The organism is Hyphobacterium sp. (assembly GCF_965229905.1).
Classification (GTDB): Bacteria; Pseudomonadota; Alphaproteobacteria; order Caulobacterales; family Maricaulaceae; genus Hyphobacterium.
This window is the reverse complement of record NZ_OZ245930.1, coordinates 305,892-332,217: the sequence shown is the minus strand read 5'-3', so window position 1 is coordinate 332,217 and position 26,326 is coordinate 305,892. Positions and strand designations below refer to the sequence as shown.

At 62.5% G+C, this 26,326-nt stretch carries 33 protein-coding genes; 16 read left to right on the top strand and 17 right to left on the bottom strand.

The window, feature by feature from the left end; genetic code table 11:
• Positions 1–149: 149 nt before the first annotated feature.
• The 8 genes from ACO08C_RS01715 (at position 150) to der (ending at position 6,606) form a co-directional block, all read left to right on the top strand.
• Positions 150–710 (top strand): NnrU family protein, encoded by a 561-nt coding sequence (locus tag ACO08C_RS01715; RefSeq protein WP_421786985.1) that lies wholly within the window; start codon positions 150–152, stop codon positions 708–710.
• An 82-nt stretch (positions 711–792) separates the two neighbouring features.
• Complete coding sequence (locus ACO08C_RS01710; protein ID WP_421786983.1) at positions 793–1,176, top strand: DUF6249 domain-containing protein; 384 nt, start codon at positions 793–795, stop codon at positions 1,174–1,176.
• 30 nt (positions 1,177–1,206) lie between these two features.
• Positions 1,207–1,755: an RNA polymerase sigma factor gene (locus ACO08C_RS01705; RefSeq protein ID WP_421786981.1), complete on the top strand. Its 549-nt coding sequence runs from the start codon at positions 1,207–1,209 to the stop codon at positions 1,753–1,755.
• A complete protein-coding gene (locus tag ACO08C_RS01700; RefSeq protein WP_421786979.1) occupies positions 1,752–2,084 on the top strand; it encodes a hypothetical protein in 333 nt (110 codons plus the stop codon). The genes ACO08C_RS01705 and ACO08C_RS01700 overlap by 4 nt, the downstream gene beginning before the upstream one ends.
• A 48-nt stretch (positions 2,085–2,132) precedes the next feature.
• Positions 2,133–2,960, top strand: coding sequence for a 3-methyl-2-oxobutanoate hydroxymethyltransferase (panB, locus tag ACO08C_RS01695; protein ID WP_421786977.1), 828 nt, complete (start codon positions 2,133–2,135; stop codon positions 2,958–2,960).
• 73 nt (positions 2,961–3,033) lie between these two features.
• On the top strand, positions 3,034–3,888 hold the full coding sequence (locus ACO08C_RS01690; RefSeq protein WP_421786975.1) for a tetratricopeptide repeat protein: 855 nt from the start codon (positions 3,034–3,036) through the stop codon (positions 3,886–3,888).
• Between the two features lie 4 nt (positions 3,889–3,892).
• Complete coding sequence (locus ACO08C_RS01685) at positions 3,893–5,260, top strand: PQQ-binding-like beta-propeller repeat protein (protein ID WP_421786973.1); 1,368 nt, start codon at positions 3,893–3,895, stop codon at positions 5,258–5,260.
• 5 nt (positions 5,261–5,265) lie between these two features.
• Positions 5,266–6,606 carry a ribosome biogenesis GTPase Der gene (der, locus tag ACO08C_RS01680; protein WP_421786971.1) on the top strand — a complete coding sequence of 447 codons (1,341 nt, stop codon included), beginning with the start codon at positions 5,266–5,268 and terminating at the stop codon, positions 6,604–6,606.
• Between the two features lie 24 nt (positions 6,607–6,630).
• Here der and ACO08C_RS01675 read toward each other — a convergent pair whose 3' ends face one another.
• From ACO08C_RS01675 to ACO08C_RS01610, 14 genes are all read right to left on the bottom strand, one after another.
• On the bottom strand, positions 6,631–7,272 hold the full coding sequence (locus tag ACO08C_RS01675) for a hypothetical protein (RefSeq protein ID WP_421786970.1): 642 nt from the start codon (positions 7,270–7,272) through the stop codon (positions 6,631–6,633).
• Between the two features lie 301 nt (positions 7,273–7,573).
• Positions 7,574–8,284 (bottom strand): SDR family NAD(P)-dependent oxidoreductase, encoded by a 711-nt coding sequence (locus ACO08C_RS01670; protein WP_421786968.1) that lies wholly within the window; start codon positions 8,282–8,284, stop codon positions 7,574–7,576.
• A gap of 5 nt (positions 8,285–8,289) precedes the next feature.
• The gene (gene purF / locus ACO08C_RS01665) at positions 8,290–9,762 is read right to left on the bottom strand and encodes an amidophosphoribosyltransferase (RefSeq protein WP_421786966.1); all 1,473 of its coding nucleotides are present in this window, start codon (positions 9,760–9,762) and stop codon (positions 8,290–8,292) included.
• Positions 9,759–10,376 carry a CvpA family protein gene (locus tag ACO08C_RS01660; protein WP_421786965.1) on the bottom strand — a complete coding sequence of 206 codons (618 nt, stop codon included), beginning with the start codon at positions 10,374–10,376 and terminating at the stop codon, positions 9,759–9,761. The genes purF and ACO08C_RS01660 overlap by 4 nt, the downstream gene beginning before the upstream one ends.
• The gene (gene radA / locus ACO08C_RS01655; protein WP_421786963.1) at positions 10,377–11,753 is read right to left on the bottom strand and encodes a DNA repair protein RadA; all 1,377 of its coding nucleotides are present in this window, start codon (positions 11,751–11,753) and stop codon (positions 10,377–10,379) included.
• A gap of 6 nt (positions 11,754–11,759) precedes the next feature.
• Positions 11,760–12,398, bottom strand: coding sequence for a hypothetical protein (locus ACO08C_RS01650; RefSeq protein ID WP_421786961.1), 639 nt, complete (start codon positions 12,396–12,398; stop codon positions 11,760–11,762).
• Positions 12,398–12,616, bottom strand: a complete 219-nt coding sequence (locus ACO08C_RS01645) for a DUF2188 domain-containing protein (RefSeq protein WP_421786959.1) — start codon at positions 12,614–12,616, stop codon at positions 12,398–12,400. Before ACO08C_RS01645 ends, ACO08C_RS01650 begins: the two co-directional genes overlap by 1 nt.
• A gap of 91 nt (positions 12,617–12,707) precedes the next feature.
• On the bottom strand, positions 12,708–14,192 hold the full coding sequence (locus ACO08C_RS01640) for a replicative DNA helicase (RefSeq protein ID WP_421786958.1): 1,485 nt from the start codon (positions 14,190–14,192) through the stop codon (positions 12,708–12,710).
• Between the two features lie 173 nt (positions 14,193–14,365).
• Entirely contained in the window at positions 14,366–15,013 is a 648-nt protein-coding gene (rplI, locus tag ACO08C_RS01635; protein WP_421786956.1) for a 50S ribosomal protein L9, read from the bottom strand.
• A gap of 11 nt (positions 15,014–15,024) precedes the next feature.
• Entirely contained in the window at positions 15,025–15,279 is a 255-nt protein-coding gene (gene rpsR, locus ACO08C_RS01630; protein ID WP_421786954.1) for a 30S ribosomal protein S18, read from the bottom strand.
• Positions 15,280–15,297: 18 nt separating this feature from the next.
• Positions 15,298–15,651, bottom strand: a complete 354-nt coding sequence (gene rpsF / locus ACO08C_RS01625; RefSeq protein WP_421786952.1) for a 30S ribosomal protein S6 — start codon at positions 15,649–15,651, stop codon at positions 15,298–15,300.
• A gap of 176 nt (positions 15,652–15,827) precedes the next feature.
• A complete protein-coding gene (locus ACO08C_RS01620) occupies positions 15,828–16,121 on the bottom strand; it encodes a type II toxin-antitoxin system RelE/ParE family toxin (RefSeq protein ID WP_421786950.1) in 294 nt (97 codons plus the stop codon).
• On the bottom strand, positions 16,108–16,389 hold the full coding sequence (locus ACO08C_RS01615; RefSeq protein WP_421786948.1) for a type II toxin-antitoxin system Phd/YefM family antitoxin: 282 nt from the start codon (positions 16,387–16,389) through the stop codon (positions 16,108–16,110). The genes ACO08C_RS01620 and ACO08C_RS01615 overlap by 14 nt, the downstream gene beginning before the upstream one ends.
• A gap of 59 nt (positions 16,390–16,448) precedes the next feature.
• Positions 16,449–16,628, bottom strand: a complete 180-nt coding sequence (locus tag ACO08C_RS01610; RefSeq protein WP_421786947.1) for a hypothetical protein — start codon at positions 16,626–16,628, stop codon at positions 16,449–16,451.
• Between the two features lie 179 nt (positions 16,629–16,807).
• Between ACO08C_RS01610 and ACO08C_RS01605 the strand changes: the two genes are divergently transcribed.
• From ACO08C_RS01605 to gmk, 8 genes are all read left to right on the top strand, one after another.
• Positions 16,808–17,200: a hypothetical protein gene (locus ACO08C_RS01605; RefSeq protein ID WP_421786945.1), complete on the top strand. Its 393-nt coding sequence runs from the start codon at positions 16,808–16,810 to the stop codon at positions 17,198–17,200.
• A gap of 56 nt (positions 17,201–17,256) precedes the next feature.
• Entirely contained in the window at positions 17,257–18,201 is a 945-nt protein-coding gene (gene fabD, locus ACO08C_RS01600) for an ACP S-malonyltransferase (RefSeq protein ID WP_421786943.1), read from the top strand.
• Between the two features lie 5 nt (positions 18,202–18,206).
• Positions 18,207–18,944 (top strand): 3-oxoacyl-[acyl-carrier-protein] reductase, encoded by a 738-nt coding sequence (gene fabG, locus ACO08C_RS01595; protein WP_421786941.1) that lies wholly within the window; start codon positions 18,207–18,209, stop codon positions 18,942–18,944.
• 159 nt (positions 18,945–19,103) lie between these two features.
• Positions 19,104–19,340, top strand: coding sequence for an acyl carrier protein (locus tag ACO08C_RS01590; RefSeq protein ID WP_421786940.1), 237 nt, complete (start codon positions 19,104–19,106; stop codon positions 19,338–19,340).
• Positions 19,341–19,352: 12 nt separating this feature from the next.
• Positions 19,353–20,633, top strand: a complete 1,281-nt coding sequence (gene fabF / locus ACO08C_RS01585) for a beta-ketoacyl-ACP synthase II (protein WP_421786938.1) — start codon at positions 19,353–19,355, stop codon at positions 20,631–20,633.
• Positions 20,634–20,641: 8 nt separating this feature from the next.
• Positions 20,642–21,670: an endolytic transglycosylase MltG gene (gene mltG / locus ACO08C_RS01580; RefSeq protein ID WP_421786936.1), complete on the top strand. Its 1,029-nt coding sequence runs from the start codon at positions 20,642–20,644 to the stop codon at positions 21,668–21,670.
• Positions 21,670–22,551, top strand: a complete 882-nt coding sequence (locus ACO08C_RS01575) for a YicC/YloC family endoribonuclease (RefSeq protein WP_421786934.1) — start codon at positions 21,670–21,672, stop codon at positions 22,549–22,551. Before mltG ends, ACO08C_RS01575 begins: the two co-directional genes overlap by 1 nt.
• The gene (gene gmk, locus ACO08C_RS01570; RefSeq protein WP_421786933.1) at positions 22,541–23,203 is read left to right on the top strand and encodes a guanylate kinase; all 663 of its coding nucleotides are present in this window, start codon (positions 22,541–22,543) and stop codon (positions 23,201–23,203) included. Before ACO08C_RS01575 ends, gmk begins: the two co-directional genes overlap by 11 nt.
• On the opposite strand, the gene rsmA is transcribed toward gmk, so the two are convergent.
• From rsmA to ACO08C_RS01555, 3 genes are read right to left on the bottom strand one after another with little or no spacing between them, the layout of a single operon-like run.
• Entirely contained in the window at positions 23,200–24,054 is an 855-nt protein-coding gene (gene rsmA / locus ACO08C_RS01565) for a 16S rRNA (adenine(1518)-N(6)/adenine(1519)-N(6))-dimethyltransferase RsmA (RefSeq protein ID WP_421788747.1), read from the bottom strand. The two genes, gmk and rsmA, sit on opposite strands and share 4 nt — an antisense overlap.
• Positions 24,045–25,028, bottom strand: a complete 984-nt coding sequence (gene pdxA / locus ACO08C_RS01560) for a 4-hydroxythreonine-4-phosphate dehydrogenase PdxA (RefSeq protein ID WP_421786931.1) — start codon at positions 25,026–25,028, stop codon at positions 24,045–24,047. The genes rsmA and pdxA overlap by 10 nt, the downstream gene beginning before the upstream one ends.
• A complete protein-coding gene (locus ACO08C_RS01555) occupies positions 25,028–26,257 on the bottom strand; it encodes a peptidylprolyl isomerase (protein WP_421786929.1) in 1,230 nt (409 codons plus the stop codon). Before ACO08C_RS01555 ends, pdxA begins: the two co-directional genes overlap by 1 nt.
• Between the last annotated feature and the right edge of the window lie 69 nt (positions 26,258–26,326).

The following is a 26,326-nucleotide window of genomic DNA, read 5'->3' as shown; positions in this document are numbered from 1 at the left end:
AAAGAGCGGGCGGAACACCAACGAAAAACCCGTTTTCCTCCGGCTTGACCGGAGGATCTCCGCAGCTTTGTCGCGGCCCTCGCAAGCCCAAGTCTCGTCAATTGCCAAAGACTCGGTCTAGGCTCCCGGCAACATAGCGGGGGTAATCAATGGCTTTACTGATCGTCGGGCTGGTCCTGTTCATAGGCATTCATTCGATCCGGCTAGTGCCCGGCGGACGCGCCGCCCTGATTTCGGGGTTCGGCGCGGGCGGTTTCAAAGTCCTCTACACGCTGATTTCGCTGATCGGATTCGTCCTGATCATCATCGGGAAAATCCAGGCGCACCCGTCCGAAACGCTCTACTATCCGCCCGAATGGGGACGCACGCTGGCCCTGTTTGCCGTGCCCCTAGCGTTGATCCTCATCGCCGCCGCGTACACGCCGAGCCATATCCGCCGCTTTGTCCAGCATCCCATGTTGCTGGGCGTGGTGCTCTGGTCAGGATCCCACCTCGCGGCCAATGGCGAACGCGCCGCCGTCTATCTGTTCGGTGCGTTTTTCGTCTGGTCAGTTGTGACGATGATCGCGGCGTTCGTCCGCGGCGACCATCCACCGAAGCCCCCCCAAGGCTGGGGCGGCGACGTCGTAGCCATCGTGATCGGCGCTTTGTTGGCGGCGCTGTTGGCGCGTTTTCACGTCTATCTCTTCGGAGTGGGCATAATCGGATAGTCTTGCATCCAAATCGGCACCACGACGCATCACTATTCCGAAAGCGCGACCATGCGCTGGTCGAGAGATGAAAGGAATTGTTATGGGACCCGAAATTCTCGCTCCCCTTACCGTATTCGGATCGATTGTTCTGATCGTCTGGATCGTGTTTCACTTCGGTTCCAAGAACCGCCGCGAAGTATTGGAAACGGTCCGTACAGCGGCCCAGTCGGGCACCCAGCTGACACCGGAAGTCATCCGTGCCCTGGGCATGCCCCGGCGCTCCGAAGGCCGTGATATCCGCTGGGGAATTGTGCTGCTCGCGATTGCGGCGGCTTTCTTCACGCTGGGATTCGTTGTCTCCGGCGTCGAAGGTGATGTTGAAGGCTTCTGGATCATGTCCGGTATCGCCGCATTCCCGGGCTTTGTCGGTCTGGCGCTGGTTCTGATGGGCGTCTTTTTGAAGAATCCGTCGGACAACGCTTAAGACGCGCGCGGGCAGGACAGGGAGCACGCTGTGTCTCGGGGAGCCTCGGACGAGGAACTGATTGCACTGGTGGTGGCCGCCAAGGACGGCGCGGCTTTCGGCGAGCTGGTTCGCCGCCACCAGGGCGTCGTACGGGGTCTGATGACCCGGATGTGCGGCAATCACGCGCTCGCGGACGATCTGGCCCAGGAAGCCTTCATCAAGGCGTTCAGCAAGATCGGCAGTTATAGCGGCAAGGGGTCGTTCCGCGCCTGGCTCTGCCGCATCGCATACAACGAGTTTCTGATGTCCGCGCGCAAGCGCAAGGCGACGGAGAAAGCCATGGAACGCTTCAAGCAGGACACCGACGATGTCGAAGCGCCGCGTGACATGGGTTCCGTCGTGGATCTCGACCGCGGTCTGAAAACACTGAAGGAAGACGAGCGCGTGTGTGTCGTAATGTGCTATGCTGGAGGCATGTCGCATTCGGAAGCCGCCGAAGCGACCGGAATGCCGCTGGGAACTGTCAAATCGCATGTGAACCGGGGACGGGAGAAGCTGAAGGCCTGGTTTGAGGCTGAGGAGGCTATGGCGTCATGACCATGAATGATCCCTTTGACGATCGCCTGCGCGCGGCCTTTGCCGCCGCCGAGCCGGATCAGAGCGATGCCGAAGAATTCGTGCGCAAGGTCCAGTCGCGCATCAAGCGGCCTGACCGCCGCCGCGCGCTCATTCTCGGCGGAGCCGGTTCGACGGGCTCGGCCGTGGCGGGAACCCAGCTGGAGGGCCTGTTCTCCAATCCCGACCTCTTGCCGGCGGACGGCATTATGGGCCAGGTCTTTGCCTACGCGTCGCCGGAAACGCTGGCGGCCGGCGTGCTGGCCATCATGATCGCCGGGTTTGCGATCATCATCCCCAAAACGATCTGATCGGCCGCCGCCTATCGCTGCACTGCAACATGCGCTAAGAGGGCGGCCATGTCCGCGCAAAGCAAGATCAAACGTATTGGCGTTCCTGACATTCGCGCCCGCAAGGGCGGCGATCCGATCGTCTGCCTGACGGCTTATGACGCCCCGATGGCGCGATTGCTCGATCCGCATTGCGATCTGCTGCTCGTGGGCGACAGTCTCGGCATGGTCGTTCACGGACTCGATTCCACGATCGGCGTCACGCTCGACATGATGATCCTGCACGGAAAGGCAGTGATGCGCGCCGCCAAGCAGGCCCTGGTCGTGATCGACCTGCCCTTCGGGAGTTATGAGCAATCGCCGCAGCAGGCCTTCGCGAGCGCATCCCGTGTATTGGCGGAAACCGGTGCCCAGGCCGTGAAGATCGAGAGCGGTACCTATGCGGCCGACACGATCCGCTTTCTCACCGAACGCGGCATCCCGGTGATGGGGCATGTCGGCCTGCGCCCGCAGGCGGCGCTTAATGAAGGCGGTTTCAAAGCCAAGGGGCGCGATGACATGGAACGCACCCGCGTCTTCCACGAGGCCCGCGAAGCCGATGCTGCCGGCGCATTTGCCATTGTCATCGAAGGCGTGGCGGAAGATCTGGCGGCCGACATCACCAAGGCGGTGCACGTGCCGACCATCGGCATTGGCGCCTCGGCAACGTGCGATGGTCAAATACTCGTCACCCAGGACATGCTCGGCCTGTTCGATTGGACGCCAAAATTCGTGCGCCGCTACGCCCGCCTGACGGACATCGTCGAAGACGCCGTCAAGGCTTACGCCGCCGATGTCAAATCGCGTGCCTTTCCAGCGGCTGCGGAAACCTATTCCTTCAAGCCGAAGAACGGCTAAGCGCGGTTGCCGCTGCGCATCGGCGCGGCTAGTGTCCCGCACCAATTGACCAGAGAAATCAGGGCGTTTTTCCGTGGCCGATATCTTCCACGAAGTCGAAGAAGAACTTCGCAAGGACAAGTATAACGAACTCCTGCGCAAATGGGGGCCGCTGGCGCTCGCCGCGGCCTTGGCGGTCGTGCTTGGCGCCGCGGGCTGGCAGGGATGGTCCTATCTCCAGCGGCAGTCCGCATGGAGCGAGTCGGATCAGTATTTCGCGGCACTCGATCTCGTCGAAGCGGAACGCTATGACGACGCCGACCTTGCCCTCCAGCAGCTCGTGGACGAGGCCTCGCCGGGCTATGCCGGACTGGCCCTCATGCAACGCGGCGAGCTGTTGCTGCAGAACGGCGATAATGCCGGTGCCGGATACATGTTCGAGCAGGCTGCCGAGCGCTTCACGGTGCAGGCCTTCGCCGATCTCGCGCGCGTTAAAGCCGCGATGGCCCTGTTCGACGAACTTTCGACCGATGATCTCGATAACCGGCTCGGCGAAACCATGCAGCCGGAACGCCCTTACCGCCTGCTGGCGATGGAAGTGGTGGCGGCCAAAGCCTTCGACACGGGCAATCTTGAGCGGGCGCGGCTGGAATACGAAGCCATCGCGAATGATCTGGACGCCTTGAGCTTGCCGGTTGCGGCCCGCGCCCAGGCGGCGCTCGCGCTGATCGACCGGATTGAGGCGACCGAGGGCGGAACGGACGAAACCGCCGCGCCGGAAGCTGACGCGGCACCGGCTTCGGCGGATGATGAAACACCGCAGTTCAATTTCAATGCAGCGGACGAAACACAGTCCGACGCGGCGGCGAGCCTGTCGGTAGATTCCCCGGCGCAGCCCGATGCGGCTGCCGTGCTCGACACTTCCAATGATGATGACGGACAGGACTGACGCGATGACACTGACTCAATCCGCCCGCGCATTGCTTCTGGTCGCGCTGCTTGGTCTCGCGGCCTGCTCATCCGTGTCGGAAACTGCTTCGCGTTTCAACGTGTTCCGTGCGCCGGAAACCGACGATCCCAACGCGCCGGCTATCGACGACCGCGTATCGATCCTGTCCTTCGAACAATCCCTGCAGGCCGATCCGGAAGCCGCGCTTCAGCCGATTGAATTGCCGACGGCGTATGCAAATACGATCTGGGCCCAGCCCGATGGTTACCCGACCCACGCCATGCAGCACACGCAGGCGAGCGGCAATCTCGACATCATGTTCCGCCGCCGCTTTGGCGAAGGCTCGGACCGCTCCAGCCGCATCAATGCCCGCCCGATCTTCGCCGATGGCCGGATCTACGTGCTCGATGCCGCCGACCGTGTCTATGCGCTCGATCCGGAATCCGGCCGCGAGATCTGGGAGCAGCGGATCCGCTCCGACAACCGGCGCGACCGGATCGGTTTTGGCGGCGGGCTGGCTTACGACAATGGCCGTCTTTTCGTGCACACCGGCCGCCGATTCCTGGCCGCGCTTGACGCCACGAACGGCGCCGAGATCTGGCGCACGAGCTCGCTGACGCCGTTCCATTCCTCGCCAACGGCGGTGAATGGCAATGTCTTCGTGTCGACCGACGACAATGAGCTCTATGCGATCGACCAGGACAATGGCGAGGTGATCTGGAACCACCAGGGCATCGCCGAGCCGGCGCGGCTCATCACGGCGCCCAGCGTCGCGGTCTATGGCGAAACCGTTGTGGCGCCTTATGCGTCGGGCGAGCTGACGGCGCTGCGCCTGCAAAACGGCAACCCGATCTGGAATGACGCGCTGACCCGCCAGGGGGGGCTGACGCCAATCTCCGCGATCAACGATGTCGCCGGCAGCCCGGTCATCGTCGACGATCAGGTCTATGCCATGAGCCATTCCGGCATCCTGGCGGCGTTCGATCTGCGCACCGGTGAACGCATCTGGACCCAGCCCGCCGGCGGGCTTCATGCGCCATGGGTTGCGGGCGACTTCCTGTTCCTGGTGACCACGGACGGCGAAGTGGTTTGCCTTGAACGCCGGACCGGCACAATCCGCTGGATCACGCAATTGCAGATCTATCAGCGCGAGCAGAGCCGCCGCGAACGTCTGGCCTGGGCCGGTCCGGTTCTGGCGGGTGGCCGGCTGTTCCTGGCCGCTTCGAACGGCCGCGCCGTCGTGTTGTCGGCTACCGACGGATCGGTGCTGCGCGAGATGAATCTCCGCGACCCGGTCTTCATCGCGCCCATCATCGTCAACGAAACGATCTACGTCGTGACCGATGAGGCGCGCCTGATCGCGCTGCGCTAATCGTCATGGCTGTCCCCACAATTGCGGTGGTGGGCCGCCCGAATGTTGGCAAGTCGACCCTGTTCAACCGGCTGGCGGGCAAGCCGCTGGCCATTGTCGACGACCGCCCCGGCGTCACCCGCGACCGCCGCGAGGCGAGGGGGCGTCTCGGCGATATTCCGCTTCGCCTGATCGATACCGCCGGATTTGACGACGCCGATGCCACCAAGCTCGGCACCGACATGCGCGCTCAGACCGACGCCGCGCTGCGTGAGGCCGATGTCTGCCTGTTCGTGATTGATGCGCGCGAGGGGATTACGGCGCTCGATCAGGCATTCGGTGATGTCATCCGCCGCGCCGGTAAACCGGTCATCCTCGTGGCCAACAAGGCCGAAGGCCGCGCCGGCATGGAGGGTATTACCGAGAGCTATGCGCTCGGTTTCGGCGAACCGGTAGCCATTTCCGCCTCCCATGGCGAAGGCATGGGCGATCTCCATGTCCGCCTGTCGGAAGAGCTCGGCGATTATGATCGCCTTGACGAGGACCGAGAGGACGAGCCGCCGCTGCGCATTGCGGTGATCGGCCGGCCGAACGCCGGCAAGTCCACCCTGATCAACGCCCTGATCGGCGAAGACCGCCTGATCACCGGACCGGAGGCCGGCGTGACGCGGGACGCCATCGCCGTCGACTGGCTATGGGACGGCCAGCGCGTGCGCCTGCACGACACGGCCGGCCTGCGCAAGAAGGGCAAGGTCAATGACCGCCTGGAGCGCATGAGCGCGGCCGACACGCTGCGCGCCATCAAGTTTGCCGAAGTGGTGCTCTTGCTGGTCGATGCCGAACACCCGTTCGAGAAACAGGATCTCACGCTCGCCGACCTTGTGCTGCGCGAAGGGCGGGCGCTGGTCATGGTGCTGGCGAAATGGGATCTCGTCCCCAACCGCCAGGCAGCCCTAAAGGAATTGCAGTACGAATTCGAACGCTTGCTGCCGCAGGCCAAGGGCGCGCCGCTGATCCCGGTCTCCGCGATCAAGAACAAGGGGCTGGAGGATATCATGCCGGCGGTCACCCGCCTGCACCGCGACTGGTCCGCCAAGATCAAAACCCGCGACCTCAATGACTGGCTGCAGGAGATGACGGCGCGCCATCCGCCGCCCGCCGTCCAGGGCAAGCGCATCAAGCCGCGCTATCTCTCGCAGACCAAGTCGCGCCCGCCGACCTTCGTGTTGATGTGCTCGCGCGCCGGCGATCTGCCGGAAAGCTACAAGCGCTATCTGGTCAACGGCATCCGTGAGGCGTTCGACATGCCCGGCGTGCCGATCCGGCTGATCGTGAAATCGCAGAAAAACCCCTACGCGAAGAAATAGGGCCGGCGCCGCGCCCCGGCGCAATCACGCTTGAGGCAGGAAAAGTACGGACAGGACGCGGCCATCGCTCAGGACCGTTTCGAACCGGGTTTCACCACTCGGCACGACGGCAATGCCGCGTTCAATCGCGACGACATCTTCGCCATTCCGGGATTCCCAGATGCTGAAATGAACCATCGCACCGCCTTCGGCACAGGACGTTTCCGTCGCGGGATCGCAAGCTTGCGCCGCAAAGGCATAGCGAACGTCTTCACCGAGCGTATCGCTGATGATGTCGGCGTCCCCGGCATGGACGTCGAAGACAGCTTGTCCTTGCGAGACGATTTGACCGATTCCGTCCTCGACGACGACCTGGTAGGTCAACCTGACATCGGCGGCGGCGACGGGGGCGAGCAAGAGGCTGAGCGACAGGCTGACGGCCAAAGCCAGGCCGGCCAGTGCCGCACTGACGGGGCGGCGGGAAACGCGGGTCATCATGGCAAACATCCTTTGTCTTAGATTTCGAAAAGCCACGAACAATCCCATCAGGCGGCGCAGTACGGCGCTGGCGGGCTGATTGGCAGCGCGGCAGGCATCCCAGAAGGCGTGCTTGTCCTCCTCGCTGACACGAACTTCGATCGAGACCGTCTTTTTCGGCTCGCGCTGTTTCGGATCGTCATTTTTCATGGCTCAATCCAGATGGCGTTTCCCAGATCGAAATGTAACCGAATACGTGCCCGGAAATACAAATATCGTGTCCGGACACAGGTTTTACGTTTTGTTTCAGAGGATTAAGGCGTCCGGTGTCCCGATCCGGCTGAACAGAAAGTCAGGAAAGAATCCCTGCGCGAAGGGGTGAGGTGGCAGTGATTTTCCTCCCCCGCTTGCGGGGGAGGTGCCGAGCGGATGCGAGGCGGAGGGGGCAGGCCCCCCTCGTCGCTTCGCGACACTCCCCCGTGAACGGGGGGAGAAATCCAACTTCTTAGCCCTACCCCTCCGTTGGAAAGTCGATCCACTCGCCATGGCGGGTTGTGTCATCGCCGACCAGCGACAGGACCAGCGGCAAAATGTCTTCCGGCTTGGCCAGCTTGCTCTCGTCTTCCTGCGGGAAGGCCTTCTTGCGCATCGCCGTTTTCATCGGCCCCGGATTGACGAGATTGATGCGCAAGGACGATTTGTCATGCTCGTCCGCCCACGACGTCACCAGCGCATCGAGCGCCGCCTTGCTGGCCGCATAGGGCGCCCAATAGGCGCGGCAGGACTTCGCGGCACCGGATGTCAGGAAAACGGCGCGGCCGCCGTCGGACTTCAGCAACAGCGGTTCGAATGCGCGGATCAGCCGCGCCGGCGCGATCACATTAACGCCCAGCACTTCGTTCCAGGTCTTGGCCGTAACCTGTGAGGCTGGTGTCAGTTCGCCGAGCTGACCGGCAGCGGCGACCAGAATGTCCAGTCTGCCCCAGCGTTCGTCGACGATCTGCGCCAGCTTCTCGATGCCCTCGGGGTCCATCTGGTCAAGCGGCACCAGCGTGCATTTGCCGCCCGCGGCCTTGATTTCATCGTCGAGGTCTTCGAGCCCGCCTTGCGTGCGTGCGGTCACGATGACATGCGCACCTTCCGCGGCGAGACCTTTCGCAATGGCGCGGCCAATACCGCGCGATGCGCCGGTAACCAGCGCCAGCTTGTCATTCAACATCATGGATCTCACGCATCAACCAGCAGGGAAAGTTGCCGGTCCTTGTCGGACGCTGCCCGCTCATGGTCGAGCAGCCGGGTGGTGTATTCGCCGGTAAAGTAATGATCGGCGAGCTGCGGTGCCTTGTCGTTGCGCGGGGCGCCGAGCACCGCCTCATAGAGGCCGTCGAGCGACAGGAAGCCGAGACTGTCGGCTTTCAGTGCGCGCGCCATGTCCTCGCATTCCTGCGACGAGGCCATCAATTCGGTCCGGCTCGGCATGTCGATGCCGTAGAAATCCGGAAACTTGATCGGCGGGCAGGCCGACCGGAAATGCACTTCCGTCGCGCCGGCCTCGCGCATCATCTCGACGATTTTCCGCGAGGTTGTGCCGCGCACGATGGAATCGTCGACCAGCAGCACGCGCTTGCCCTTGATGACGGGCGGATTGGCGGAGTGTTTGCGGCGCACACCGAGATCCCGTTTCGCCTGCGTCGGCTGGATGAAGGTCCGGCCGACATAGTGACCGCGGATGATGCCCATCTCGTAGGGCACACCCGCTGCCTGGGCATAACCGAGCGCGGCCGGCACGCCGCTATCCGGAACCGGTATGACCACATCGATTTCCGCCGGGGCGTCCTTGTAGAGCTGCGCGCCCATGCGCTTGCGCGCCTCATAGACGCTGATCCCGGAAATGACGGAATCGGGCCGCGCGAAATAGATGTATTCGAAGGCGCAGGTGCGGGCGGTCCGTGTCGGCGCAAAGCGTTCCGACTTCATGCCCTCATCGCTGACGATGATCGCTTCGCCGGGTTCGACATCGCGCACATAGCTCGCGCCGATGACGTCGAGCGCACAGGTTTCCGAGGCGACGATCGTAGCCCCGTCCAGCTCGCCAAGGACGAGCGGCCGGATGCCAAATGGATCGCGCGCCACGACGAGCTTGCCATTGACCAGGGCCACCAGCGCGAACGCGCCTTCGATCTGTTTCAGGGCGGACAGGAAACGCTTGGTCGAACTGGTTCGCGCCGACCGCGCGGCGATCTGCAGAATGACTTCCGTGTCGCTGGTCGACTGGAAAATCGCACCGCTCGAGACCAGCTCGTCGCGCAGCGTCCGCGCATTGGTCAGATTGCCATTATGAGCGACAGCGATTCCGCCACCGCGTACATCGGCATAGAGCGGCTGGATATTGCGGACCACGGTCGCCCCGGAGGTCGAATAGCGCACATGGCCGATCCCGATCTTGCCGGGCAATCGCTTGTGCGTGTCGCCTTCCGCGAAATGCTCGCCGACCAGACCCATGTGCCGCTCGGCATAAACGCGTGCGCCGTCATGGGTGACAATGCCGCAGCTTTCCTGCCCGCGATGCTGCAAGGCGTGCAGGCCGAGCGCGATCATCAGCGCCGAATCCTCGGCGCCGTGAACGGCGAAGACGCCGCATTCCTCCCTTAGATGATCCGAGCCCGGATCATAGGGAAGCGGGGGAGCAGGAAATCTCATCCGTCATCATCCTCGCTGGCATCGCCGATCAGATCGTCAAGCCGGTCGCGGTCCCGGTCGTCATACGATTCCTCGTTCCGCCGCGCCGGTGAGTCGGCGGGAGATATAGGGTCAGATTGCCCAATACGCGAATCCCCGGGGGCCAGCGATTGCAGCAGCCGCGCCGAGGTGTTCACCAGCGGATAGAGGCGTGCATCCGTGAGCTGGCTGGGCGGCTGTCCCGAATTGGCCAGGCTGGAAAGGATGAGAAAAAAGCCGAGCGCCAACAAAGCCCGGACAATGCCGAAGAAAAATCCCAGCGTGCGGTCCAGAAACCCGACTTCGTCGCCCCGTTTCACATTGGCGCGCATCGGTGCCGTCAGAAAGCTGACGGCCATGAAGACGAGCGTGAACACCACGCCCAGCGTCACCAGGTTGGCGATCCAGCCGGCCGGCACGAAATCATCGGTCAGCGTGACAAATAGCGGCCGGCTCCACAGCGCGGCAATGGCGGCAACGATGGCGGCGGTCATCGACAGGGCTTCGCTGACGAAACCGCGCACAAGCGCATGATAGGCGGAGGCGGCGATGAACAGCAGGATGGCGCCGTCAATCGGTGTCAGCCCGCCCATCATCTAATCCTCCTGCCGCCAGGCGCTGATGGTGGTGACCAGATCGGTCACGCCGGCAAGGCCGCGGACCTTAACGGGCGGCGCGCCTTCGCTGGCCGACATCGGCGCCAGCGCTTGGGCGAAACCCAGCTTGGCCGCTTCTTTGAGGCGCGATTCGTTGCGTCCCACGGCGCGGATATCTCCGGACAGGCTGATTTCACCGAACACGACCGCGTCGGCGGGAATGGGCGCGTTGAGCGCGGAAGACACGATTGCTGCTGCCACTGCCAAATCCGCGGCCGGTTCACCGATTTTCAAGCCGCCTGCCACGTTCAAATAAACGTCACGTCCGCCAAAAGAAAGCCCGCATCTGGCTTCGAGCACGGCGAGCACCATGGATAACCGCCCGGAATCCCAGCCCACGACCGTCCGCCGCGGCGTGCCGAGCGGCGAGGCCGCAACCAGCGCCTGGATCTCGGTCAGCACGGGACGTGTGCCCTCCATTCCGGCAAACACGGCCGATCCCGGCGTCGGCTCGCCGCGATCATCAAGGAACAGGGCAGAAGGGTTTTCCACTTCGCGCAGGCCCGCATCGCCCATCTCGAACACGCCGATTTCATCGGTCGGTCCGAACCGGTTCTTGACGGCCCGCAGGATGCGGAACTGATGGCTGCGGTCGCCCTCGAAATAGAGCACGGCGTCGACCATGTGTTCAACGACGCGCGGCCCGGCAATCTGCCCGTCCTTGGTGACGTGGCCGACCAGAATGACAGCGCAGCCGGATTTTTTGGCGAAGCGGACCAATTCCTGTGCACAAGCGCGGACCTGGGCGACTGTGCCCGGGGCGGCCGCCAGCTGGTCGGTCCACAGCGTCTGCACGGAATCGATCACCGCAATGTCAGGCTTTTCCGACTTCAGCCCGTCCAAAATGTTTTCGACCGAGGTTTCCGAGGCGAGCGCGACGGGCCGATCGGACAGCCCCAGGCGGCGGGCCCGGCTGCGGACCTGATCTATCGCCTCTTCGCCCGATACATAGACCGTTTTGGCACCCGATCCGGCGAGCTGGGCGACCGCCTGCAAGAGCAGCGTCGACTTGCCGATGCCGGGATCGCCTCCGACGAGCAACGCCGACCCGGGAACCAGCCCGCCGCCGCAAACCCGGTCGAACTCGGCGACGCCGCTTTCATGGCGGGGCGGTTCGCCGCCTTCGCCGGCCAATGGCAGAAGCTCCAATCCGCCGCGGCGCCCGGCCTTGCGGGGTTTCGCCTGAGTGCCAAGCGGCGCGGCAGCGACTTCCTCGACCAGCGTGTTCCAGCTGCCGCAATCGCTGCACTGGCCCGCCCACTTGGCGTGGACGGCCCCGCAGGACTGGCAAACGAACTGGCTGTCTCCACGCGCCATAACGAATCACTTCACCGCTTGAAAACCGATGTTAGCGATTATCCTGCAGCAATCGTCCATGTCGGACATCAATTCTGAAATCGGCAGCCGGCTGATCTGCGCGTTATTGAAATCCCGCTCAGTCAATCGGATGTAATTCTCGCCCCGAAAATCATTGTACCGCCCCCAGATCATAGAGGGCCCCGGTGTCTCGCCTGGCAGTCTCGCCGAGAACCAGTTCCGCACTTCTTCGACAGCATCAGTGGCCCGGCCCGCATGCGAGCGAATGTCGGATCCCGCGAGATCTGACAGCGCCGCTTGATAGCGAAACGGTTCGATTCCTAGAATCAGAAGTGACTTGTCACCATATTTTTCGGAGTACAGTCGGCGGGCCCCGAAATCGATGCCGAGTTCGAACGGCATGTTGAGCCGGAAAATTTCGCCCCTCTTCTTTGCGCGAATACGCGAGAGATCGTGGATGCCGTATTTGGCCGAAGCGATGAGGCGGCAGATCTTGTCGACCCGGCTTTCACCTCCATCGTTCTCCTGCGATGCAAGCAGAGGAGTCAGTTGCAGGTATTTCAGGCAGAATACGACCGCTTCGAGGATCGGCTTGTAGTCTTTGTCGAAGGGGCAGTTGTAGAAAACGTTCGTCTCGAACGTCATCAAGCGCGCTTTTTCTCAAACGTCTTGAATGTCGTGACCCTGCCATCGCGCTTGTGGATGAAGAGCCCCGTCTCGGAATCTCTCGCAATCCGGTTCGCAAAGGATATGGCGTCATCCTTGTTCTTGAAAACGCGGATGGCCTTGCTGGCGCCCGATTTTCGTACACTCCATCCGCCGTTGATATTCGGCGTTACGTGATGGATGACACCCTTCTTCAATCGAAGCTCCTTGTCATTCGCAATTCCAGCGGAATTCTGATGCGATCGGACAATAGCGACTCAACCCGTAGTTGTCTATCCGGAATGCGCCTTAATGCGCGATGCTCTCATAGCGATCATCACGCGTGAGGTCCGAGAATTTCGTGCGGGCGGCATCGAAGGCGAGGTCGACTGTGCCGATCGGGCCATGACGCTGCTTGCCGATGATCACCTCGGCGCGCCGCTCGATTTGCCGGAATTCTTCTTCCCAGGCGAGATATTCCGGCGTGCCGTCCTTCGGCTTCTCGCGTTCCTTGTAGTAGCTCTCGCGGTAAACAAACATTACCACGTCGGCGTCCTGTTCGATGGAGCCCGATTCCCGGAGGTCGGCCAGTTGCGGCTTCTTGTCGTCGCGTTGCTCGACCTGGCGCGAGAGCTGCGACAGGGCGATCACCGGCACCGACAATTCCTTGGCCAGCGCCTTGAGCGCCTGGGTGACTTCGGAAACTTCCTGCACCCGGCCCTGGCCGGCCTTCGACGCTGAAGCGGTTACCAGTTGCAGATAGTCGACGACGATGAGATCGAGGCCATGCAGGCGCTTCAATCGCCGCGCACGGGCACACAGCGCCCCGATCGAGAGACCACCGGTGTCGTCAATATATAATGGCAATCCCTGGATCTCGAGCACCGCATCGCGGATCTCTTCATATTGCGCGGGGTCAATATCGCCGCGCCGGATCTGGTAGCCTGGAATGCCGGTATAGTCCGCGATCAGACGCGTGGCGAGCTGTTCGGCACTCATTTCCAGCGAGAAGAAACCGACCACGCCGCCCTTCTCGGTTTTCCTGGCGCCATCGGGCAGGGTGGAATACTGATAGGCCCGCGCAATCGCAAAGGCGATATTGGTCGCCAGCGCGGTTTTCCCCATCGACGGCCGGCCGGCCAGGATGATCAAGTCCGACGAGTGCAGACCGCCGAGTTTTTCATCCATGGCCGTCAGGCCGGAGGATATCCCGGACAGGCCGCCATCGCGTTCATAGGCGGCCGCGGCCATCTCGACAGATTCGGTGAGCGCTTCCTTGAAGCTGACAAAGCCGCGCTGATTGCCGCCGGTCTCGGCCAGCTCGAACAGCTTGCGTTCGGCGCTCTCGATCAACAGGCGGGCATGGGTCTCCGGCGTGGCTTCTGTCGCTTCATGCGAGAGCTCCGCGCTGACGCGGATGAGCGCGCGGCGAAGCGCCAGATCATAGATCAGCTGGGCGTATTCAATCGCCGCGACCGAGTCCGACGCGCTCTCCAGCAGAAGCGCCAGATAGGCCGCGCCACCGATCTCCTTCAGACCACCATCGCGCTCGAAATCCGTTTTAAGAACAATGGCATCGGCGAGGGCGCCGCGTTGAATGCGATCGGATGTAGCCTGGTAGATGCGGCCATGAACCGGGTCGTAGAAGTGCTCGGCCCTCAGCCAGTCGCTGACCCGGTGCAACACCTCATTGTCATACAGGAGCGCCCCCAGGAAAGCTTGTTCCGCTTCGATATTGTGCGGGGCGGCGTCCGCGCTGGTGTCTTCCGGATGGGGGAGGTCATGCAATGCCATGAGAGGGTTCTTAACGAAGTCCTAATACGTCACAAGCCGGTCTTTTCAATTGACATTGAGCTTTTTCAGTTCGCCAACAGAAAATTGCCGATCTGTGGATAACTTGAGTCGCAGGGCAAGAAAAAAGGCGGACCGAAGCGGCCCGCCTTTTATCCGTACAGAAACGAAAAGGGCTAGGCCTTCTCTTCGTCGCCTGTCTCGTCAGCTTCAGCCGCAGCCTCGGCTTCGACTTCGGCGTTTTCTTCAGCCGCAACAAGGTCTTCCGGCTCGGCGCCGGCCTCGAACAGCTCGGCGGCTTGCGCTTCGGCGATGGCGCGGTCTTCCTCGGCCTGGGCCGCGATCACGTCTTCACCGGCCGCCTGCCGCGCGGCTTCCTCTTCGGAGCGGGCGACATTGATGGTGACGGTGATCGTCACTTCGGCGTGCAGCTTGATTTCGATCTCGTGCAGACCGAGCGTCTTGATCGGATCGTTGAGCACGACCATCGCGCGGCTGACCTTGACCTCATCGGTGGACACCGCCTCGGCGATGTCACGCGTATTGACCGAACCGTAAAGCTGACCGGTTTCGCCGGCCTGGCGGATCATGACGAAGGTCTCGCCATCGATACCCTTGGCCGAGCTGGCGGCCGCATCGCGGCGTTCGGCATTACGCTTCTCGAGAGCTTCGCGTTGCGCTTCGAAACGCTTGCGGTTGGCTTCGGTGGCGCGCAGCGCCTTTTCCTGCGGCAAGAGGAAGTTGCGGGCATAGCCCGGCTTCACTGTGACCTCTTCACCCATGGCGCCCAGATTATCGACGCGTTCAAGAAGAATGACTTGCATCGTATCTCTCCTTAATCGACCGCATAGGGCAGGATCGCCAGCTGACGCGCACGCTTGATGGCGCGGGCCAGTTCACGCTGCTTCTTGGCCGAAACCGCGGTGATGCGGGCCGGGACGATCTTGCCCTTTTCCGACATGTAGCGCTGCAAGAGCTTGGGATCCTTGTAATCGATCCTCGGCGCATGTTCACCGGAGAACGGGCACACTTTCCGCCGGCGCTGGAACGGGCGGCGGGCCGGAATATTCGAGATATTCAGATCAGACATTTGCGTGTCTCCTTCGGCCTAGTTGCGATGATCGCGGCGGCGCCGGTCATCTTTTTTCGACAGGATGGCCGACTGACCTTCCTGGTGCTCGTCGACGCGCACCGTCATGTGACGGATGACATCGTCGGAAAGGCGCTGACGCCGGTCGAGTTCGCTGACGATCTCGGCAGACGCATCGACGTCGAGGAGGCCGTAATGCCCCTTGCGGTGCTTTTTCACGCGGTAGGCGAGGTTGCGCAGACCCCAGTATTCGGTCTTGCCGACCTTGCCGCCCTTTTCCTCGATGAGGCTGCGGATTTCTTCGGTCAGCGATTCCATTTGCGCCGGCGAAATGTCCGGGCGCGCAATAAAGACATGCTCGTAAAGAGCCATGTGAGTACTCCCTTCTCTGGCGGGTGCGGCGCAGCGTGGCCGAAGGGTCGGGCCGTGCCGCGGTGGCTCCTTTTCCCATGCGCCCTGTGCGCACGTTACAAGCGGGAGAAAGGACCGCATCCGTTCGAAGCGGCGGCTCTTACAGGAAAGGCTGATTGGTGGCAAGTGGGGCGGGGCTAATCGCGCAGCCGGTCCGGCAATTGACTGAAATGCAAAATGGCCCGGATCAGCACCCGGTCCGGTTCGATCGAATAATAGGCGACATGATGGCCGACAGTCAGCTTGCGCATGATTTCGCCGCCGATGGTTATTTCTGGCGCTCCTTCAGGCCAGTCCATGGCCTTTTCGATCCGCTGCAAAAGCTCACCCACATACTTGTCGGCCTGGAAGGCGCCCCAATTCAGAATGGTATAACGGCCAATGTGCTTGATGTTCGCTCTGGCTCGCTCCGAATAGTCAACTCTCGGCATTTAGCTTGGCCTGTTCGAGCATCTCGCGAATCTCGGCGTGGACCTGTTCCATGGGAACCGTCCGCCCGGCATCGATATCGCGCTGGCTGGCGTCGAGAATGTCCTTCAGCGCTTTTTCCTTTTGCGCCTGGATGACTTCATAGTCGGCTTCGGACACCACATAGGACGATGCCCGTCCGTGTTTTTCAATACGAACCGGCCCGCGCTGGGCATCATCCAGCAATTGTCCGAACTTGTTTTTCGCCTCGGTCGCCGTGTAGGTCTTCATGGCCTTGTCCCAGATTAGCTAATTTGCCTAAATTAGCCAAAACGAGACGCGGTGACAATTCACGGGGTTTCTGGCGCTTCCTCACACCAGCGTCCGGCGATATGGAACGTGCCGCCGCGTTCCTCGCAGCGCTTGATGGGGTCGGCCCACAAGGCGATGCCCATCAGAACGCTTCCGCCAACCGCCAGGAAAAGCACGACATAGAGAAAGCGGACAGCGAGCGGTGGTTTGCGGCGCATGGCGTGCTCCCAACTGTATTCGGCCTGCTTCTAACGCTTGAAGGAACCGGACGCGTCAACCCATACCCGCCCGCATGATGTGGTCATTTCGATGGACTGCCTACAATTGAAAACGATCTATGTTAAGTTGGCTGTCTGAAACAGGCAGCTTTCGAGAGCGTTAGCTGCGGGACCGGGCGATGCCCTACACCATTCGATACCTGGACGATGTGAACGTCTTCGAGATGCGCACCCAGGGCAAGATGACCGTCGCGGAGATTGCGGCCTACATACCCGAATGCATGGCCCGCCCTGAATTCAACAAGTCGACACAGATTCTCGGCATTGCGTCGGCGGATGCCGATTTCAGCGATTTCACCTTCGAGGGCTACAAGGATGTTCTGATCCCCGCCATGAAGGAAGCCCGCTCGGGCGCGATGGCCGGGCTGAAGGAGGCGATCCTCGTCGAGAAGGATCTCGATCTGGGTATTATCAAACTGTTCGAGATGCTGGCGACATCCGGGCCCGGTCTGAACTCCCGTGTGTTCCGCAACCGCGACGAGGCGATCGTTTGGCTGACCTCTGACGATTGATTAAAGACGCCGCGCTGTTTATCGAAGCCTCCAGAGTGACGAGGAGGCGCAAGACAATGACGCTGGCATTCGTATTTCCGGGACAGGGTTCGCAGGCCGTCGGTATGGGTACCGAGCTGGCAGGCGCCTATCCCGCCGCCCAGGCCGTCTTGGACGAAGTCGACGAGGCGCTCGGCCAGAAGCTTTCTCACCTGATGGCGGACGGCCCGCTAGAAGACCTCACCCTGACGGAAAACGCGCAGCCGGCGATCATGGCCGCCTCGCTTGCCGTGATGCGCGTGCTGGAAGACCAGTTCGGGATCGGCGTTGAGGCTGCGAAATATGTCGCCGGGCATTCGCTCGGCGAGTATTCCGCTTTGGCCGCTGCCGGGTCACTGTCCATCACCGATGCTGCCAAACTCCTGAAATTGCGCGGCAAGTCTATGCAGGCGGCGGTGCCGGTGGGAGAGGGTGCCATGGCGGCCCTGATCGGGGCCGATCCAGAAACCGCTCAGGCGGCCGCCGATGCCGGCGCGCAGCACGGCGTTTGCCAGTTCGCGAATGACAACGCACCGGGCCAGATCGTGATTTCCGGCGCGGCTGCTGCGGTGGATGCCGCCATCGAGTTTGCCAAGGGCCGGGGCGTGAAACGCGCCATGACCCTGCCAGTCTCCGCACCCTTCCATTGCTCTTTGATGCAACCCGCGGCGGATGCGATGGCCGAAGCGCTCGCCAATGCCGACATTGCGGCACCGAAAGTGCCGGTGGTGGTCAATGTCCGCGCCCGTCCGGAAAGCGATCCGGACGCCCTCCGCAAATTGCTCGTTGAGCAGGTCACCGGCCGCGTGCGCTGGCGCGAGAGCGTCGAATGGATGGCGGGCGAAGGCGGCATTGCCCAGTTTGCGGAAGCCGGCGGCAAGGTGCTGACCGGCATGCTGCGCCGGACGGCTCCCGATGCGGCCGGCACCGCGCTCATCACGCCCGACGATCTGGAAGCGTTCGCCGCTTCGCTAAAAGGATAGAACCGATGTTTTCACTCGAAGGAAAAACCGCGCTTGTGACCGGTGCGACCGGCGGCATTGGCGGATCGATCGCCCGCGCGCTGCACGCTCAGGGCGCGACGGTCACGATTTCCGGCACGCGGCAGGAAAAGCTCGACGCGCTGAAGGCCGAGCTCGGCGAGCGCGTTCACGCCACGGCTTGCAACCTCTCGGACGGTGAAGCGGTCGATGCCCTGCCCAAGCAGGCCGCCGAAGCGATGGGCGGGCTGGATATCCTGGTCGCCAATGCCGGTATCACCAAGGACGGCCTTTTGATGCGGATGAAGGACGAGGACTGGGAGCAGGTGCTCAAGGTCAATCTGGAAAGCTATTTCCGGCTGTCTCGCGCGGCGCTGCGCGGCATGATGAAAGCGCGCCATGGCCGCATCATCGGCATCACCTCTGTCGTCGGTGTGATGGGCAATCCGGGACAGGCGAATTACTGCGCCTCGAAAGCCGGCATGATCGGCTTCACTAAATCGCTGGCCCAGGAAGTGGCCGCGCGCGGCGTGACCGCGAACTGTGTGGCGCCAGGCTTCATCGCCTCGCCGATGACCGATGCGCTGAATGACGATCAGCGCGCCGCCATCCTGTCAAAAATCCCGATGAACGATCTCGGCTCCGGAGACGACATCGCCGCCGCTGTTGTCTATCTCGCCAGTGCGGAAGCCCGTTACGTCACGGGCCAGACCTTGCACGTCAATGGCGGTATGGCCATGATCTAGAAGGGATAAGACCGGGAGCGATGGCGGCTGGCCAAGCTGAAAAGGGCATGCTAGGTGCCGCTCTCCGGTCTTGAGGGGATGAAGTGCATGTCATCGGTGCTTCACGGATTATCCAGCCCCGCCTAAGGTTTTGCGAAGGATTGCAGAAGGGAATCGCTTATGTCCGACGTTCTTGCCCGAGTGAAGAAAATCGTGGTCGAGCATCTCGACGTCGAAGAAGAGAAGGTCACGGAAAACGCCTCCTTCATCGATGATCTGGGCGCTGACTCGCTCGACAATGTCGAGCTCGTCATGGCGTTCGAAGAAGAGTTCGATATTGAAATTCCGGACGATGCCGCCGAGCACATCCAAACGGTCGGCGATGCTGTGAAATTCATCAAAGAGAAAACCGGCTAAGCACGGATCATTATGCGCCGCGTCGTCGTTACCGGGCTGGGCATCGTATCGCCGCTGGGCTGCGGGATAGAGCCTGTCTGGAAACGTCTGATCGACGGGGCTTCGGGCATTCGTCCGATCGAACATTTCGATGCCAGCGATCTGGGTAGCCGGATCGCTGGCATTGTTCCAAGACAGGACGGCCGCGGCGGCGGTGCGGACGATCCGCACGCCTTTGATGCCGACGCCGTCATGTCGCCGCGCGAGCAAAAGCGCATCGACGAGTTTATTCTCTACGGCATTGCCGCCGCCGATCAGGCGCTCGAACATTCCGGCTGGAAAGCCGAAACCGAGGAGCAGGCCGAACGCGCCGGCGTCCTCATCGGCTCGGGCACTGGCGGACTCGGCACCATTTACGAGACCTCGATCCTTTTAAAGGAGAAAGGTCCGCGGCGCATCTCGCCCTTCGTCATTCCCGGCATCATCATCAACCTGATCTCGGGCCAGGTCTCGATCCGCCATGGGTTGAAGGGCCCAAATCATGCGGTCGTCACAGCCTGTTCGACGGGCGCCCATGCGATTGGCGATGCCGCGCGCATGATCAGATACGGCGATGCCGACATGATGTTGGCAGGCGGCGCCGAAGCGGCGATCTGCCGGCTGGGCGTGGCGAGCTTCGTCGCGGCCCGCGCCATGTCCACCGGCTTCAACGACACGCCGGAAAAAGCCTCCCGGCCCTATGATCGCGACCGCGACGGTTTCGTGATGGGCGAGGGCGCAGGCGTTCTGGTGCTCGAAGAGTATGAAAGCGCAAAAGCGCGCGGCGCCACGATATACGCCGAAGTGGCAGGCTACGGCATGTCCGGCGACGCTTTCCACATCACCGCACCGGCCGAAGACGGCAATGGCGGTTTCCGCTCAATGCAGGCGGCGCTCAAAGATGCGGGCATGACACCGTCCGGCATCGACTATGTGAATGCGCACGGCACCTCGACCCCGAAGGGCGATGAGATTGAGTTGAAAGCCGTCGAACGCCTGTTCGGCGATCACGCGGGCAATATCGTCATGTCGTCGACAAAGTCCTCCGTCGGGCACTTGCTCGGCGCAGCGGGGGCAGTGGAAGCGATTTTCTCGATTCTCGCGATCCGCGACGGCATCTGTCCGCCGACGCTCAACCTGGACAATCCCTCGGTTGAAACGCCGATCAATCTGGCCCCGCACACCGCGGTTGAAAAACCGGTCCGCGCGGCTCTGTCGAACTCGTTCGGATTTGGCGGCACCAATGCGTCGGTCATTTTCCGCGCCGTCGAATGACCGCCGTCATGACCGACAAGCAACCCGCAAAGAAAAAAGGCGTTCTGGCCCGGCTGCTGACAGGCCTGCTGATTTTGATCGCCGCAGGCCTGATTCTGGCAGGCGGTGCGGCCTGGCTGGCCTGGACCTGGCTCCAGAACGAGGTTGCGGAGGAAGGGCCCGCCACCGAGGAAACCGTGGTCCTGTTGCCACGCGGATCAGGGCTGATCGCTATCGCCCAGCAGCTGGAAACGGCTGGCGTCGTATCCGATGCGCGCGTCTTCCGCGTCTGGGTGACGATCGATGGCGGCGACCGCGACCTGCAGGCCGGCGAATATGCCATACCGGCCGGGGCCAGCATGCTCGACATCTATACGCAATTGCGTGAAGGCGACACGATCCAGTATTTCGTCACCGCGCCGGAAGGCCGGACAAGTGCCCAGATCGTCCGCATTCTCACCGACAATCCGGTGCTCACCGGCGAGATCTCAGAGATACCGGCGGAGGGCACCCTGCTGCCCGAAACCTACAGCTTCCACCGCGGCGATAGCCGACAGGACATTCTCGATCGCATGCGCGCGGATCAGCAGGCTCTGCTCGACGAGCTCTGGCCGGACCGCGCGGCGGATCTGCCGATCGAAACGCCGGAAGAGGCGATCGTCCTGGCGTCAATCGTCGAGAAGGAGACCGGCGTTGCATCGGAGCGTCCGCTGGTCGCCTCTGTCTTCGTCAACCGGCTGCGCCGTGGCATCCGCCTCGAAAGCGATCCGACGATTATCTATGGCATCACGCAGGGCGAGCCCCTGGGCCGCGGGATTCGCCGCTCGGAACTCGACAATGCCAACAATCCCTACAACACCTATTTCGTTGATGGATTGCCACCCACGCCGATCGCCAATCCCGGCCGCGATGCCATCGCGGCGGTGCTGAACCCACCGGATACCGACTATCTCTTCTTCGTCGCTGACGGGACGGGCGGGCATGCCTTCGCCGAGACCTACCGCGAGCATCAGCGGAATGTCGCGAATTGGCGGCGGATCGAACGGGAGCGCCGGTGATGGCCGCGCTGTCCGGCATGACAGGATTCGCGCGGGCGTCCGCCACGCACGAGGCCTGGACCATTGGCTGGGAGATCAAGAGCGTCAACGGCAAGGGCCTGGAAGTCCGGTTCCGGACCCCGCCCGGCTATGACGCGCTGGAACTCGCGGCCCGGGATCGCACCAAGGCCGCGCTGCATCGCGGCTCGCTGCAAGCCAGCCTCACCGTGGCCCGCGATGCCGGCGTTGCCGGACCGTCGGTCGATCATGATCTGATCGACGCCCTGATCGAGGTGGCACAGCCCTATGTCGCCGCTGGGCGCGCCCAGCGGCCTACCTTCGATGGACTGCTCACCGTGCGCGGCGTTCTTGCGGGCGATGACGAGTGTAGCGAGGAAAGCCGCGACGAACTGGAAGGCGCGATCCTCAAGGCTTTCGACGAAGCGCTCGCAGGACTGACGGCCGCGCGGCACGACGAGGGGACAGCCCTTTCGGGCATGCTGCTCACCGTACTCGATGAGATTGCGGCATTGCGCACAACCGCAGTTCAGCTGGCCGCTGACCGGCCCGAGCAGATGCTTGAGCGATTCCGCGCCAAGCTTGCCGAATTGCTGGGCCGCGACCTGCCCGAGGACAGGCTGGCGCAGGAAGCCGCCATTCTGGCCGTGAAAGCCGATATCCGCGAGGAACTGGACCGGCTGGAAGCGCATCTCGTCAGTGCCCGGGAACTGATCGAGGGCGGCTCGCCGGTGGGCCGCAAGCTCGATTTCCTGTCCCAGGAGTTCAATCGCGAGGTCAACACGCTATGCTCCAAGTCCGGTGATTCCGAGCTGACCCGTATCGGGTTGGCGCTGAAAGCCGCGGTCGATCAGTTCCGGGAGCAGGTTCAGAATGTCGAATGATCGCCCCAAGGCGCCCCGTTACAGGGGTGGCCGCCGCGGCATGATGCTGGCCCTGTCGAGCCCGTCGGGCGCCGGCAAGACGACACTTTCGAAACGCCTGATCATGCATCATCCCGATGTGGTGTTGTCCATTTCGGCCACCACGCGGCCTCCGCGTCCCGGTGAGAAGGATGGCGAGGACTATTTCTTCGTCGATCACGCTGAATTCGAGCGGCGGCTCGAGGGCGACGATTTTTTCGAGCACGCCAAGGTGTTCGACAATTATTACGGCACGCCGAAGGGCCCGGTGCAGGACGCATTGTCGGAAGGTCGTGACGTGGTGTTCGATATCGACTGGCAGGGCGCCAAACAGCTCGCCGAGCAAGCACCGCGGGATGTGGTCCGGATCTTCATCCTGCCGCCCTCGATGAAGCTGCTCGAAGATCGGCTGCGCAAGCGCGGCCAGGATTCAACCGATGTCATCAACGGCCGAATGCAGCGCGCCGAGGACGAGATATCGCACTGGGAGGAATACGATTACGTCATCGTCAATGAGGACTTCTCAGGCGCGCTCGAAGAGCTTGAATTGATCCTGAAAGCCGAGCGCCTGAAGCGCGCCCGGCGGCCCTGGCTGCGCGGTTTCGTCGATGAGTTGATGAGAGAACGCGATTAGGTCCGCGCGGCCCGCCACGCCTCAGCGAGCTTGAAAAAGCCTTCGGGCGAAATCGTTTCTGCACGAGCGCCCGGATCGATCCCGGCAGCCGTTAGAAGCGCTTCCGCGGATGTACCAGCCTTGCCGGCAGCAACCCCAAGGCTTTTACGGAGCGTTTTCCGGCGCTGACCGAACGCGCTTTCGGTGACGACTTCCAGCGCGGCAAGGTCACGGAATCGTTTGTCGTCGGCCAATGGCTCGAAGACCACCACCGCGCTGTCGACCTTCGGTGGCGGTGTGAAGGCGCGGGCAGGGGCTTTCAGCGCGATGCGGGCCGAAGCGACGGCGGCCGTCAGGATCGCCAGCCGCCCGTAAGCCTTGCTGCCGGTCGGGGCAACCACACGCTCGGCGACTTCCTTCTGGAACATCAGGACCATGCGCCGCCAGAATAGCGGGTCGGCCTTCAGCCATTTGATGAGCAGGGCGGTGCCGACATTGTAGGGCAGGTTGGAAGCAATAACGCAGGGCTCGCCGGCGGCGATGCCGGCCTCGTCGGCCTTCAGCGCGTCGCCCTGGATCACGGAGAATGGCACGTCAAAGGCGTCACCCGTCGCTTCGAGCGCTGGAATGAAGCGGGCATCCATTTCCAGGGCCACCATGCGCTTCGGCGACAAGGCCAGGAGTGGCCGCGTGAGTCCGCCCGGTCCCGGTCCAACCTCGATCAACACCGCATCCGTTACGGTACCGCAAAGGCTGGCTATCTTGGCCGTCAGATTGAGGTCGAGCAGGAAATGCTGGCCAAACGACTTGTCCGCCCTGAGCCCGTACTCGGCGATCATCTCCCGCAGCGGCGGAAGCTCCCTCATGACGATCGCCGGGCAGCCATATCGGCGGCCATGCGGATGGCCGCGATCAGGCTGTCGGGCTTCGCGATCCGCTGGCCGGCAATGTCAAAACCCGTGCCGTGATCGGGCGACGTCCGGACGATCGGCAAGCCAAGCGTGACATTGACGCCGCTCCAGAAATCCAGCGCCTTGAAGGGGATCAGCCCCTGGTCGTGATAGAGACAGACCGCGGCGTCGTATTGCGCGCGGGCTTCGGCATGAAACATCGCATCCGGCGGCATCGGATCGCTGATATCGATGCCCTGGGCTCTTAGCTGCTCGGCTGCGGGCTGAACAATCTCGATTTCCTCACGGCCCAGAGAACCCGCCTCTCCGGCATGCGGATTGAGTCCGGCGAGAGCCAGGCGCGGCGAAGCGATCCCGAAATCCCACTTCAGCGCGGCCGCTGTGACCTTGGCGGTGTGTACAATGGCATCGACCGACAACTCGTCGAGCATCGTGCGGAGCGGCTTGTGAATGGACACCAGCGCCACGCGAAGGAGGTTTCCGGCCAGCATCATGACCGGCCCGCGCGGACCCGGTTGGTCGATATTTCGGGTCAGGTCGGCGATGAATTCGGTATGGCCCGGATGGCGGAAACCGGCGGTATACAGCACGGATTTTGCGATCGGATTGGTCACCACGGCCGAGGCTTGGCCGGCCCGGACCAGGGCGACCGATTGCTCGATCGAGGCAAGGACAGCCGGCGCGTTGGCGGCATCGGGCTGGCCGGGTATGGCTGCCGACGGCAACGGGAAAGGCAGCACCGGAATGTGCGTATTGAAAAGCCCTTGTGCTTCTTCCGGCTCGGCGATCGCGACGGCATGATCGCCATAAAGCGCGGGATCGCCGGCCACAAAGAATGCCGGTCCACTGGCTTTCAATGCCTGCCAGGTGGCCAGCGTAATATCCGGCCCGACACCCGCCGGGTCGCCCATTGTGACCGCCAGCGGCGCGGCCATTAGCGGATTTCGATAGTCGCGTCGCGGCGCAGATTGCGCAGCCACTGGCGCGCGAGCAAAGAGAGTTGCTGATTGCGCAACTGGCGCTCAATGTCATCGGGTGAGGGAACGCCGGGTCCGCCGATCGTCCGGTCGCACACAAAATATACTTGCAAGCCCGCCGAGGTATCGAGCAGGCCGGTATTTTCGCCTTCGCCGAGACTGGACAAGCGGTCTGCGATGTCGGCCTGCAGGGCGTCGTGCGAGACGTCGCCAAGATTGGACGAAAACGCGCCGTCCACGCCTGCGAGTGCGGCATCAATGCCAGCACACGACCGGATCCGCGACACGGCATCCGCGAAATCTTCCCGGCTTTCGTCATTGATACGGCTTGCGGGCAGAGTCGCCTGAATGAGTTGATATTGCAGCGTGGCCGAGCTTTCGCGGCGGTCAATCAGCGCGATGATCATCAGCCCGCCCGGGACCCGGAAGGGCCGCGACAGCTGTCCGGGTTGGAGAATGCGCGCAATCTGCACGACTTCGGGGCGCATCTGGCCTTCGAGCATCCAGCCGATATCGCCGCCGTTTGCGGCCGACGGGGCATCCGAGAATTGCTGGGCAACCGACTGGAAAGGCGCGCCCTGCGAGAGTTGCGTCATCACCGCGATGGCACGCTGCTGCGCCTGGGAGTCATCGGCCGACAGGGGTATCTCGATAAAGATTTCGGCGATGCGGTATTGAGGTTGCGCCGCGGTCGCGGCGACACGCTCAAGCGTCGCTTCGATCTGCTCGTTCGAGATCCGGATTCGGTTGCTGTAGACGCCGCTCACAATGATCTGCCAGGCGATCTCCGCCTCGAGCTGGCGGCGCAGAGTGGAGATATCGACACCGCTTGCGGCAAGTTCGTTGGCGATCTGCGACGGATCGGCATTGTTCTGGACGGCAATGTTGGCGATGGCCGCATCGATCTCGGCCGGCTCGACTTCCACATCGTATTCCAGCGCGGCCTGGATCTGTAGCGTTTCCTCGATCAGCGACCGCAGCGCTTCCTGCTGAATGCGCAACAGGTCCTGCTCGCTGGGCTGAACGCCCGAGGACACAATGATCAGGCGCATGCGGTTGCGCACGTCGATCGTGGTGATCGGATAATCGTTCACCAGCGCGGCAATGCCTTCTACCTGCTGGGCATGGACGGCACCGCCGAAAAGGGTCGTCACCAGGGCAAGGAATGCGGTGAGGCTGCGTTTCATACTTTTGCCGATACGTGTCTGTTCGCGCTCGAAAATACCGATAGTCACGCGCGACGCAACGGCGCGTCG